The sequence below is a fragment of the Streptomyces sp. NPDC002911 genome (genome assembly GCF_053591835.1).
This window is the reverse complement of record NZ_JBSFUO010000006.1, coordinates 115,047-127,583: the sequence shown is the minus strand read 5'-3', so window position 1 is coordinate 127,583 and position 12,537 is coordinate 115,047. Positions and strand designations below refer to the sequence as shown.

Annotated in this window: 8 protein-coding genes and 1 tRNA gene; all 9 read left to right on the top strand. The window is 67.9% G+C overall.

Features of this window, described 5'->3' with window-relative positions; translation table 11 throughout:
* Positions 1-158: 158 nt before the first annotated feature.
* The 9 genes from ACWD04_RS12045 (at position 159) to kdpB (ending at position 12,535) form a co-directional block, all read left to right on the top strand.
* Entirely contained in the window at positions 159-341 is a 183-nt protein-coding gene (locus ACWD04_RS12045) for a hypothetical protein (RefSeq protein WP_451130786.1), read from the top strand.
* A 69-nt stretch (positions 342-410) separates the two neighbouring features.
* On the top strand, positions 411-3,272 hold the full coding sequence (locus ACWD04_RS12040; RefSeq protein ID WP_451130784.1) for a peroxidase family protein: 2,862 nt from the start codon (positions 411-413) through the stop codon (positions 3,270-3,272).
* Between the two features lie 12 nt (positions 3,273-3,284).
* The gene (locus tag ACWD04_RS12035) at positions 3,285-4,658 is read left to right on the top strand and encodes a hypothetical protein (RefSeq protein ID WP_451130782.1); all 1,374 of its coding nucleotides are present in this window, start codon (positions 3,285-3,287) and stop codon (positions 4,656-4,658) included.
* Positions 4,659-4,707: 49 nt separating this feature from the next.
* Complete coding sequence (locus ACWD04_RS12030; protein WP_451130780.1) at positions 4,708-4,965, top strand: thiamine pyrophosphate-dependent enzyme; 258 nt, start codon at positions 4,708-4,710, stop codon at positions 4,963-4,965.
* Positions 4,966-4,976: 11 nt separating this feature from the next.
* Positions 4,977-6,686 (top strand): thiamine pyrophosphate-binding protein, encoded by a 1,710-nt coding sequence (locus ACWD04_RS12025; protein ID WP_451130778.1) that lies wholly within the window; start codon positions 4,977-4,979, stop codon positions 6,684-6,686.
* 1,029 nt (positions 6,687-7,715) lie between these two features.
* Positions 7,716-7,788, top strand: a tRNA-Arg gene (locus ACWD04_RS12020).
* 850 nt (positions 7,789-8,638) lie between these two features.
* Positions 8,639-8,728 (top strand): K(+)-transporting ATPase subunit F, encoded by a 90-nt coding sequence (kdpF, locus tag ACWD04_RS12015; protein ID WP_451130776.1) that lies wholly within the window; start codon positions 8,639-8,641, stop codon positions 8,726-8,728.
* Positions 8,729-8,735: 7 nt separating this feature from the next.
* Entirely contained in the window at positions 8,736-10,400 is a 1,665-nt protein-coding gene (kdpA, locus tag ACWD04_RS12010; RefSeq protein ID WP_451130774.1) for a potassium-transporting ATPase subunit KdpA, read from the top strand.
* Between the two features lie 26 nt (positions 10,401-10,426).
* A complete protein-coding gene (kdpB, locus tag ACWD04_RS12005; RefSeq protein ID WP_451131122.1) occupies positions 10,427-12,535 on the top strand; it encodes a potassium-transporting ATPase subunit KdpB in 2,109 nt (702 codons plus the stop codon).
* Positions 12,536-12,537 lie beyond the last annotated feature (2 nt).

The following is a 12,537-nucleotide window of genomic DNA, read 5'->3' as shown; positions in this document are numbered from 1 at the left end:
TGTCTCAGCTGTCCGGCGACGCTATGCCCGCACCCCGCCCCCGTCAAGAATCCGCAGCCCCGCCCCATCAGGCCTTGCTCTCGCCCCCCGGAAGCTCCCTCATCGAGTCGACGACCGCTCGCTCCGTGATGGCCGTGTGTCCGGTCACCGTGCCGGCCATGACCCCTTCCGTGTCACGCATCCGTCCGGGCTATGGCGATGACGCCCGGAATCTTCGCAGCGGCGTGGGGGTGCAGAGGACGCCCCCCGACGACGAGGCGCAGCCGACCAAGTGGACGTTCAGCGTCGGGGGCCCCGGACTCGAGGCCGATCTCACGGTCTCCCTGACCTCCGACAGCTGACCGGCTCGGCATCCCCCATATGCCCCGCTCCACGCGACAGCACCTCCCGTGTCCGCGAGTGTTTCGGACATGCGCGAAAACCAGCAGTACGAGCGGTACATCGGCGGCAGTCCGGAGGCCGAGCGTCTGATCTTCGAGCGGCTCGCCGCCGACCTGCTGCGCGTGCAGCTGAAGGCGAAGAAGCGCAGCGGCTCCGCCGCCCTCCAGCGGACGTTCCACGCCAAGGCAGTCCTCGGCGTGGAGAACGCCCGGCTGAGGTTCCACGACGACCTGCCCGCCGAACTGAGCTCGGGTTTCGCCAGGCCCGGAGCCGATTATCCGGTCACGGTCCGGCTGTCCAACGCAGGCGGTGTCCGCCAGCCCGACCACGCACCCGACCTGCGGGGTGCGGCGCTGCGCGTCGAAGTCGGTCCCGACGAGATCCACGATCTGCTGATGACGAACTTCCCGGTCTCGCATGCCCGCGACGCGCGCGAGTTCGTCCTTTTCGCGAAGGCCATGTCAGGCGCGGACACCCGGCTCCGCAAGGCGTTCGCGTTCTTCGTGAAGCTGCCCCTGTCCGTCGGCTGGTCCACGGCGACGCGTATGCGACGCAACGTTTCGGCTGGGGCCCGGCGTCCGGTGCGGAGCCTGGCACTGGAGACGTACTGGAGCCGTGGCGCGATCCTGTGGGGCGATGCCGGACCGGTGCGCTATCAGCTGCGCCCCGCCGCCGGCGCCCCCGAGGCCCCGGATCCGTCCCGCACCGACCCCGACTACCTGCGCCATGAGCTCGCGCGTCGGCTGCATCGGGCGGACATCGTCCTCGACGTGTGCGTACAGCGCTACAAGGACGGCAGACGCACGCCCATCGAGGACGGCGCCGTCGAGTGGCGGGAAGAGGATGCGCCCGCCGTGCCGGTGGCCACCCTGACGATCCCGCGCCAGGAGCTGGACACCGCCGCGGCACGTGCCGTCGGCTCACGCATCGACCAGCTGGCGTTCAACCCGTGGAACACCACCGGCGCCTTCCGCCCCCTGGGCAACCTCAACCGGGCACGCAAGGCGGCGTACGAGGCGAACAGCGCCCACCGCCTGGGCCTGCGCTTCGTCACGGTCGAACCGCGGCGCAACACCCTGCTCGGCTACCCGCTGCGAGCCTTCTTCCACGCCGTCAACCGCGTCGTCCCGTGGCACCGGCTGCCCACCGGGCCCGGATTGCTCAACCTCATGGCGTTCCGGCAGATGCTGCGCCGTCACAACCTCATCGACACCGAACCCCACGAGGCCCCGCCCGCCGCCCGGCCCGCACCGGTCCCGGTCGACGAGGACGTGCGGACCCGGCGCAGCTACGACGGCTCCTGGAACGACCTCTCCGCACCGGCGATGGGCGCCGTCGGCGCCACCTTCGGCCGCAACATGCCGCCGGTCCACCGGCCGGACCTGTTCGACACGCCCAACCCGGTCACCGTCAGCAAAAACCTGCTGCACCGCGACGGGTTCATTGCCGCGACGTCCCTGAACATCCTGGCGGCCGCGTGGATCCAGTTCCAGGTGCACGACTGGGTCGACCACAAGCGCCACCCCGTCGGCGAGAAGTCGGTCGAGGTGCCCCTGCCTCCCGGCATGACCTGGCACAACACCCCCAGCGGTCCACCGGAGAAGGTGATGCGCTTCGCCGAGAACGAGGCCCTGTACCAGCCCGGCGGCGGACAGCCGCCGACCTTCGCCAGTGCCGTCTCGCACTGGTGGGACGGCTCGGAGATCTACGGCGGCACCGCCTCGGTCGCGAAGTCCCTGCGCGAGCCCGACGGCCGCGCCGAACTGCGGCTGGAGGAGGGGCACCTCCCGCTCGGCAACGGCCTTCCGGTCACCGGCTTCCGCGACAGCTGGTGGCTCGGCCTCAGCGCGATGACGACCTTGTTCGCCCGTGAGCACAACGCCGTCTGCCGGGCGCTGCGCGACGAGTATCCGCACATGGACGAGGACCGCATCCACCACACGGCACGCCTCGTCGTGGCGGCGCTGATCGCCAAGATCCACACGGTCGAGTGGACGCCGGCGATCCTCGCCACCAAGGCGATCGACATCGCTCTGAAGACCAACTGGCAGGGCCCGCCCAAGACCTGGCTCGACCAACTGGGCACCTGGCTGTTCGAGGCGCACGACCTCGGCGGAATTCCCCGCACTCTGCCCGACCACCACGGTGCGCCGTACTCCCTCACGGAGGAGTTCACCACCGTCTACCGGCTGCACCCGCTCATCCCGGACGACTACGAGATCGTCGACCACAGGTTCGGCCACCGCCTCGACACCCTGACGTTCAACGACATCCAGGGCGCCGCCACGGAGCCGCTCATCCGCAAGACCGGTCTGGCGGACACGCTGTACTCCCTGGGCATCGCCCATCCCGGGGCGATCACCCTGAACAACTTCCCCCGCTCCCTGCAGACGTTCGAGCGCGACGGAGAGGTAATCGACCTGTCGGTCGTCGACCTGGTGCGCACCCGGCGCCGTGGCGTCCCGCGCTACAACGACTTCCTGGCAGGCCTGCACAAGCCGCGCATCCGGCGGTTCGAGGACCTCTCCTCCGACCCGGAGACGGCCGCCCGGCTGAAGGACGTGTACCGCTCGGTCGACGAGATCGACACCATGGTGGGGCTCTTCGCCGAGAACCCGCCCACCGGCTTCGGATTCAGCGACACCGCCTTCCGCGTCTTCATCCTGATGGCCAGCCGCCGCCTGCAGAGCGACCGCTTCCTCACCGTCGACTTCAGGCCCGAGGTCTACACCCCGCTGGGCATGGACTGGATCGAGCGCAGTGGCATGACGAGCGTCATCCAGCGGCACTGCCCCGAGCTGGCGAGCCTCCTGCCGCGCACGGCCAGCGCGTTCGCGCCGTGGCGTGCCGTCCAGCCCGTGCGCAACCACGGCGACGCGGACCACGACTGACCGGGAGAAGGAATGTCGGTACAGCAGCGAGCCACGCACACCGGCCTCGAAGACCTCCTGGCCCGGCCCCTGTGGGAGAGCGTCTTCCGGCGGCGCACCCACCGGGTCAGCAGGGGCGCGTCCGTCGCGGCCAGGTCGATGAGCTATGAATCCCCCCACGAGCCGCAGCCCCTGGGCGAGCTGGAGGAGGCCGTACTCATCGCCCTCACCGGATGCTCCGGCCTCAGCATGCCCGACCGGCCTTTCGAGGACCCGCGCGACCACAAGCCCGTCATGGCCAAGCCGAACCTGAACATGGTGGGGCGTACGGCGGGCAGCCCCGACAACGCCCAGGGCACCCACTTCTTCATGATCAACGACAGCGGGACGTACTACCTGAGGAAGCTGCCCCCGTCGCCCGGGGCGGGATTCGACCCCGACACACTGCTCGAACGGGCCGGCCGGGCGAAGGTGAAGGTGCTGGACCGCCGCCTGGACGTGGCCGAGGGCATGCGCGACTTCCCCGCCTACCTCGACTCCAACCGCTTCCTGTCCAACCTCGCGGGCACCACGGTCTTCCTTCCGGTCGTCGACCTCTCCCACCAGTACATCAACGCGCTGATGTACCTGCTGACCCAGCCCGACGGAGCCCGGCCCACGTTCGTCGACGACCGCAACCTCTACCGCCCGGCCGGGGTGCGCAAGTGGGTGCGCAACGGCTTCCTCAACCCCGACCTCAAGCTGCCGCTCGGCGCCCTGGGGCCGATGCGCACCCAGGTGGAAGCCGACCTGCTGCTGCAGAACATGATGCTGGTCGCCGACGCCATGGGACTCGGCGCCTGGATCCACGCGTCGATCAACCCCCAGATCATGCTGGGCGACCCGAAGTTCTCCCGTACCTACGGCCGCATGCTCGGCTTCGACTTCGTCACCCCGCGCTTCAAGCCCGCCGACCTCCTGCGCTGGCAGGTGCCGCTGCCGAAGTACGCGACCCTGCGCGCCCACCCGGTGGGACTGCGGGCCGCCGGCGAACACCTCATCAAAGGCGCCTGCCCGCCCAACTACCCCTCGATGGAAGCCGCCGTGGACGCGGTGGTGCAGAGCAAGTTCGGCAAGGGCGGCATCTACGAGGACACCGATGTCTTCAGCCGCATCTACAAGGACGGGTACGCGCCCCGCTACCTCGAAGAGGCGGGTGCGTACGACCAGCGGGTGATCGATTGCGCACGCGACGTCTGCGTGTACATCCACGCCACCCACGGGCGCTTCCCGGCCCACACCGACGCCATCCACGTGCCCGGCATCTGGCTGCAGACGCACCACGTCGAAACCGAGTACTACGAGCGGTTCTTCCGGAACGGCCTGACCGACGCCCACCACGCCCACGCCGCACGCTGGAAGGAGTAGCCGACACACGTGGTCCCCGGAAGCACGCACCGAAGAAAGCGCCTAGCAGGTGGGGCTGGAATTCCAGAACCCCGACTTCGCGATGTACGCGAAGGCCTGCGGTGCCGACGGCTACCACATGGAGACGCTCGACGAGATCGAGGCCGCGTTCCGGGCCGCCCTCACCACGAACAGATGGACCGTGATCGACGTCAAGATCACCCGACGGGCGCTGCCCCACTCCAGCACATCACCGGAAGGCGTCGTCCCCGGCATGTGGGAGGCGCTCGAGGACCGGCTCCGCCAGGACGGACGGGCCGCGCGATGAGGGAGAAAGTGATGAGAGTCTACGAGGCCATCGTCAAGGGGCTGGAAGGCGTCGGCGTGCGGGCCGCGTTCGGCGGCGCGGGGGAGAACGCCGCCGGTCTGATGCTGGCGCTGAAGCATTCCCGGCAGATCCGGCCGATTATCGCGCGGCACGAGCAGGCGGCGTCCTTCATGGCCTGCGGCTACGCCATGTACACCAACCGGCTGGGCTTCTGCTTCGCGACCGCCGGGCCCGGCGCGTTCAACCTGTTCTCCGGGCTGGCGGTGGCGATGTCCGACTCCTACCCGGTCCTCGCCGTCTCCGGGTACGCGTCACGGGAGTGGCAGGGATGGGGGTCGCTCAACGAAACGTCGGGCTTGAACCGCACGCCGGACTCCCGGGCGATGTTCGCGGCCACCACCAAGAAGTCCTTCCTGCTCACCGACGCTGACGACACCTGCGACGTCCTCGAGGAAGCGGTCGACATCGCCTTCGAGGGTCGGCCCGGGCCCGTACACATCCACGTCCCCGAGGACCTCACCCACCCTGGTGTCGAGGTCACGAACTTCCGGCCGATCCGGCTCGACGTCGCCCCGGTCCTGCCCGACCCGGCGCGCGTGGACGAGATCGCGTCGGTGCTGGCCGACGCCCTGGCCCAGCGGAAACGGATCGTGGCCCTTGCCGGCTTCGGCGCGATCCGCAGCGGGGCGGGACCGCAGGTCAAGCGACTGATCGAGCGGTTCCAGATCCCCTTGCTCACCACGCTGGACGGCAAGGGCATCGTGTCCGAGGGACATCCGCTCGCCGTGGGCGTCTTCGCGGACAGCGGCCACTCCAGTGCCTGGAAGGCCTTCCGCGAGGCCGACATCGTGCTGTGCATCGGGAACTCCCTCAACCAGCACGCGACGTTCAACTACCGCGAGGAGCTGTTCAAGGACAAGCTCCTCATCCACGTGAACATCTCCGAGACGGAGTTTCACAAGGCATACCCGCCCGACCACGCGTTGCTGAGCGACGCCCGCCCGGCGGTGGAGGCCCTCGTCGACGCGCTGGAGACGAAGGTGCCCGGCGATGTGCCGGCGGCCGACGTCACGGGCCGGGACTACGAGGCCCGGCACATCACCCACCTCACCGGGAAGATCCACCCCGGTCAGCTCGCGCAGTCGATCGGCCGGATGCTGCCGCCGCACGCCGTCCTCCTCGCCGACGCGGGCGCCCATCTGGCCTGGCTCGGCTACTACGTCGAGCTGGAGGAGGGACAGAACTTCCGCAAGGTCGGCTCCTTCGGGCCGATGGCCGGGCACGTCAACGGCGCCATCGGCCTGAAGGTCGCGCTCCCGGAACGGACCGTCGTCGTCGGCTGCGGCGACGGCTGTTACTCCCTGGCCGGGTTCGAGCTGATGACCGCCGTCGAGAACGACATCCCCGTCATCTGGGTCATCTTCGACGACGAGGAGTTCAAGCTGATCAAACTCTTCCAGCTCGCCACCTACCGGGAGAGCGCCCTGGTCGAGTTCCAGAACCCGGATTTCGCGGCGTACGCGCGCGCGTGCGGCGCCGACGGCTACCGTGTGGAGACGCTCGACGAGTTCGAGGATGCCTTCCGCACGGCCATCGCCTCCGGCCGGCCCACCGTCATCGACGCAAAGATCACCCGCTGGGCCATCCCCCACTACAGCCCCTCACCCGACGGCGTGATCGACGCCCTCGTGGAAGCCGTCGAAAAACGCCTCCGCGACTGATCGACCGCGCCCCGGCACCGTCTCACCCAGGCCCCCCGGCCGGCACGGGCGGCGTCCGCGCCCTCCGTTTGCGCACCGACTACCCGGCCGAACACCGGCCGGGCCGGCGCCACCCTCGTCGCCAGCGACGCAACCTGCAGGTTGAGCGGGCCCTGGCGCACGGCATGTTCTGCGAAACCAGCAAAGGATCCAGCCGCGTCCGCCTCGAGCGCCAGCAGATCCTCCACGGCGACGCCAACGCCGCAAGACCTCCCTCCGGGCACCCGAACACGAGACGGTCGACAAGACCACCGGCCAAATCCGCCGGCGCCGCGTGGACGAAGACGCCGGCATCTGCATCGAAGGCGGCGGCAAGCAGGTCTACGGCAACAAGTTCCTCACCACCGCCGTACGCCTGACCGACACCCTCACAGCCGCGTGATCCTCGCCCTCTACGTCGCCGAGGGCAGAGTGTGCGAGCGCCGCTTCATCAACGGCAACGAGACGCTCTACACGCCTCTACCCGTCGAAGAGCTCGAGTGCCGTGACGGAAAGAACAGCACCCGCTTCCACCACCGCATCGCCATCCCCTGCCCCACCAAGACACACCAGCTCCGGATCCGCGTCGACGAGACCGACGAGGACAGGCAGGCCGACCCGAAACGAAGAAGCAGCGCTTCAACCGCACCGAGCATCTCCGCCAGGTACCCCCCAGCACCCCCCGCCGGCCGTCGACCGCAGCCTGAAAGGCTTCCGCCAGGACAGCGAGTCCATCCACTCCCGCTTCGACCAGGACAATCCCCATGAGCTACGCCTGGCTGAACAACTCGATCACCCGAGCACTCAACGCACTCCCCTCCCGACACCCTCCGCAGGCCACCCCACCCCAGCACCCGGCCCAAGCACCCGGCCCCCGTACATCGAGCACGCCACCCGCTACACTGGCGTCGGCGAGCAGACCCTCACAGGTCGATCACCAACCTGTCCAAAACATGTCAGGAATCGGCTCCGTGCGTTGCGTCGTTTCAGACACATTTTGTACAGATCCCGGCCTTCGTAGCTCAGGGGATAGAGCACCGCTCTCCTAAAGCGGGTGTCGCAGGTTCGAATCCTGCCGGGGGCACAACGCGTCACGGCGCTGACCTGAGGTTTCTCCCCCAGGGCGCTCTGTTCGGCCTCGGACTCCTCGTCCGGGGCCGTTTGCGTGAGCGGACGGGGAGTCTCGCCCCGATCCGTCCCCACGGATCAGCATCATCCGGCACCGAGTCGTCGGTCTCATCGGGCTCGGAACCCGCCCCGGGCCGGGCCTCCTCGGCAGTGGCGCGCGCTCGCGGCACGAGCCGGGCCGCAGCCTCGGCAATCGCCAGATCCGCCTCGGGAAGCAGGCTCGTGTACGTGTCCGACGTGATGGTGATCGAAGAGTGGCCGAGCACCCCCGGATTTGCTTCAGGCCGGCACCTGCCGCATGCGCCAGGGGCGCGGCACGGCCGTGTCGGAGTCGAGGGCGATGGTGCGCGCTCCGGCGTCCGGTCTTGGGATCGTCCTCGTACACCTCCCAGCCGTTGGCACGTTCGCCTGTCCTGACGAGCCTGGAAAACCCCGCCGGAAACGTGGAATTCGGCGCCCACCCGACGCGACAGCCGGGCCACTGGCCTACCCACACGCCCCAACACCGCCACTACGGACGAAGAAGAGCCCGTCAGCAGACCGACGGGCTCCCGCGAAAGAACGAGGCAGTGGCAGCCGGTTTTCCACAGGCGGGCGCAGCGGCGTAAGGGTCTCGTCAAGGACGCACCAAGGGCCGTAAGGAATGTGTCAACGGAAGGCACAAGCACTCGTTCTGGGGCTTTGCTCAAGGTGTCCGAGTGTCCAAATCTCACCTAGGAGCACACGATGGCCGACGTGGCCTTCGTCGTCACCACGATCGCGGTCTTCGCGCTGGTGGCTCTTGTGGCCAGAGGGGTGTCCAAGCTATGACCGCCGAAAACGTCGTCGGCCTGGTCGTGGCCGTTGCTCTGCTGGGCTACCTCGTCCTCTCCCTTCTTTATCCAGAGAGGTTCTGAGCCCGATATGAGCCCCGTCCTCGCTGGTGTGCTCCAGGTACTCGCGCTCGTCTTGGCGCTGGGTCTGGCGTACCGCCCGCTCGGTGACTACATGGCCGGCGTCTATTCCTCTCCCAAGCATTTGCGGTTGGAGAAGTGGATCTACAAGGTAATCGGCGCCGATCCGAACACGGAGATGCGCTGGCCCGCGTATCTGCGTGGTGTCCTAGCCTTCTCCGCCGCGAGCGTCCTTTTCCTCTATCTGCTGCAGCGACTCCAGGGCTCCCTGCCCGGTTCGCTCGGCTTCTCCTCTATCGACCCCGACCAGGCGTTCAACACGGCGGCCTCGTTCGTCGCCAACACGAACTGGCAGTCGTACTACGGCGAGCAGGCCATGGGCCACGTCGTGCAGACCGGCGGCCTCGCGGTGCAGAACTTCGTCTCGGCCGCCGTCGGTATCGCCGTCGCCGTGGCCCTGGTACGTGGCTTCGCCCGGTCCCGCACGGGTGAGCTCGGCAACTTCTGGTCCGATCTGGTGCGCGGCACGGTGCGGATCCTGATGCCGATATCCGTGATCGGGGCCCTCGTACTGGTGGCGACCGGTGCGATCCAGAACTTCTCCGGCATCCATGAGGTCGGCCAGTTCATGGGCGGCACCCAGGAGTGGAACGGGGGTGCGGTCGCCTCACAGGAGGTGATCAAGGAACTGGGTACGAACGGTGGCGGGTACTTCAACGCCAACTCGGCCCATCCTTTCGAGAACCCCAACGGGCTCTCGAACCTCTTCGAGATCTTCCTGATCCTCGTCATCCCGTTCGCCCTGACCCGCACGTTCGGCCGAATGGTCGGCTCCCTGAAGCAGGGCTACGCGATTCTGGCGACCATGGGGGTCATCTGGCTCGGATTCACCGCGCTGATGATGTGGACCGAATTCGCGCACCCTGGACCCGCGTTCGACATTGCCGGCGGGGCGATGGAAGGGAAAGAGACCCGGTTCGGAATCGGCGGCTCGTCCATCTTCGCGGTCGCCACCACACTGACATCGACCGGTGCGGTGAACTCGTTCCATTCCTCGTTCACGGGCTTCGGCGGCGGCATCACGATGCTCGGCATGCAATTGGGTGAGATCGCTCCCGGTGGTACCGGTTCAGGTCTTTACGGGATGCTGATCATGGCGAACATCGCAGTGTTCATTGCCGGTCTGATGGTGGGCCGCACGCCGGAATACCTGGGCAAGAAGATCGGCACCCGCGAAATCAAGCTCGCGGCCTGTTACATCCTGATCACGCCGGCCCTGGTGCTGTGCTTCACCGGGGCTGCGATGGCTATGCCCACTCCTGCCAATTCGATGACGAACACCGGGGCGCACGGCTTCTCGGAGATCCTTTACGCCTATACCTCGGGCGCCAACAACAACGGTTCGGCCTTCGGCGGGCTCAACGCGGACACCCAATGGTTCAACACCACCATCGGACTCGCGATGCTGCTGGGCCGGTTCCTGCCCATGGCCTTCGTCCTCGCCCTGGCCGGTTCACTCGGCGAGCAGAAGCCCGTACCGGCGACGGCAGGGACTCTGGGTACGCACAAGCCGCTCTTCAGCGGGCTGCTCGTCGGCACGATCCTGATCATCACCGGCCTGACCTACTTCCCGGCCCTCGCGCTGGGGCCGCTGGCCGAGGGGCTGGCGTCATGACCAATCGTCCGAAGCAAGAGGACTCGATGTCCACAGTCAACTGTTCCCGGGCACCGCACCAGGACGCGCCCACAGGTCACCAGGGCGCGGGACGCGTCGGCGGGGGCCTGTTCGATCCCACACAGCTGCTCACGTCCTTCCCCGACGCGGTACGCAAGCTCGACCCCCGGGTGATGGTCAAATCCCCCGTGATGTTCGTGGTGCTGGTCGGTTCGGTGCTCACCACCGTGCTCGCGGCGCTGGATCCGACCGACTGGTTCGGCTGGGCCATCACGGTCTGGCTGTGGCTGACGACTATCTTCGGCAATCTGGCGGAGGCGGTCGCCGAGGGCCGCGGCAAAGCACAGGCCGACACCCTGCGCAAGGCGAAGACCGACACCGTCGCCCGCCGGGTCATCGGCACGAACGACGAGCGGGTGCCCGGCGCCGAGCTGCGCATCGGCGATCTGGTCGTCTGCGAGGCCGGTGACGTCATCCCCGGTGACGGGGATGTCGTGGAGGGCGTGGCCTCGGTCGACGAGTCCGCGATCACAGGCGAGTCCGCACCCGTGATCCGCGAGTCGGGCGGTGACCGCTCGGCGGTGACCGGCGGGACGAAAGTGCTCTCCGACCGGATCGTCGTCAAGATCACCACCAAGCCGGGTGAGACGTTCATCGACCGGATGATCGCCCTGGTCGAGGGCGCCGCCCGGCAGAAGACGCCCAACGAGATCGCCCTGAACATCCTCCTGGCATCCCTCACCATCGTGTTCCTGCTCGCCGTCATCACCCTGCAGCCCTTCGCGATCTACGCCGGCAGCGAGCAGTCCATGATCGTGCTGGCCGCACTGCTGGTCTGCCTGATCCCAACCACCATCGGGGCCCTGCTCTCCGCGATCGGTATCGCCGGTATGGACCGACTGGTCCAGCGCAACGTGCTTGCCATGTCGGGGCGTGCCGTCGAGGCGGCAGGGGATGTGTCTACGCTGCTGCTCGACAAGACCGGCACCATCACCCTCGGCAACCGGCAGGCGGCCGAGTTCCTTCCGGTCCCGGGCACGAACGAGGGCGAACTGGCGGACGCCGCCCAGCTCTCCTCACTGGCCGACGAGACGCCCGAGGGTCGTTCGATCGTCGTCCTGGCAAAGGAGACATACGGGCTGCGCGAACGGCACCAGGGCGAGCTGTCCGGTGCCGAGTGGGTTGCCTTCACCGCCCGGACCCGCATGTCGGGAGTCGACCTCACCGAGAACGGCGCCTCGCGCAGAATTCGTAAGGGCGCGTCGGGATCGGTGCTCACCTGGGTCCGTGACCAGGGCGTTGCGGTCTCCGAGGACGCCGGGCGGCTGGCCGACACGATCTCCGAGGCCGGCGGTACGCCGCTCCTGATAGCCGTTCACGATGACCGAGGGGCGCGGGTCCTGGGTGTCGTCCACCTCAAGGACGTTGTCAAGGAGGGCATGCGCGAGCGGTTCGACGAGCTGCGCCGGATGGGCATCCGTACGGTCATGATCACCGGCGACAACCCGCTGACCGCGAAGGCCATCGCCGAAGAGGCCGGCGTCGACGACTTCCTCGCCGAGGCCACCCCAGAGGACAAGATGGCCCTCATCGAGCGGGAGCAGGCCGGCGGCAAGCTCGTCGCGATGACCGGCGACGGCACGAACGACGCCCCGGCACTCGCCCAGGCCGACGTCGGCGTGGCCATGAACACCGGGACCTCGGCTGCCAAGGAGGCCGGGAACATGGTGGACCTGGACTCCGACCCGACCAAGCTGATCGAGATCGTCGAGATCGGCAAACAGCTCCTCATCACCCGCGGCGCACTGACGACGTTCTCCATCGCCAACGACGTCGCGAAGTACTTCGCGATCATCCCCGCCATGTTCGCCGTGGTCTACCCGGGCCTGGACAAGCTCAACATCATGGACTTGTCCTCGCCTCGGTCCGCGATCCTTTCCGCCGTGATCTTCAACGCGCTGATCATCGTCGCACTGGTGCCACTCGCCCTGAAGGGCGTGCGCTACCGGCCCAGCGGCGCCGACTCGATACTCCGGCGCAACCTGGGGATCTACGGACTCGGCGGGCTGGTCGCCCCGTTCATCGGCATCAAGATCATCGACCTGATCATCTCCCTCATCCCCGGAATCGGCTGACC

Excerpts from the sequence above, each read along its gene's own strand:
- ACWD04_RS12045 (WP_451130786.1), top strand. The coding sequence starts at position 159 with ATGACCCCTTCCGTGTCACGCATCCGTCCGGGCTATGGCGATGACGCC.
- ACWD04_RS12040 (WP_451130784.1), top strand. The coding sequence starts at position 411 with ATGCGCGAAAACCAGCAGTACGAGCGGTACATCGGCGGCAGTCCGGAG.
- ACWD04_RS12035 (WP_451130782.1), top strand. The coding sequence starts at position 3,285 with ATGTCGGTACAGCAGCGAGCCACGCACACCGGCCTCGAAGACCTCCTG.
- ACWD04_RS12025 (WP_451130778.1), top strand. The coding sequence starts at position 4,977 with ATGAGAGTCTACGAGGCCATCGTCAAGGGGCTGGAAGGCGTCGGCGTG.
- kdpF (WP_451130776.1), top strand. The coding sequence starts at position 8,639 with ATGACCGCCGAAAACGTCGTCGGCCTGGTCGTGGCCGTTGCTCTGCTG.
- kdpA (WP_451130774.1), top strand. The coding sequence starts at position 8,736 with ATGAGCCCCGTCCTCGCTGGTGTGCTCCAGGTACTCGCGCTCGTCTTG.
- kdpB (WP_451131122.1), top strand. The coding sequence starts at position 10,427 with ATGTCCACAGTCAACTGTTCCCGGGCACCGCACCAGGACGCGCCCACA.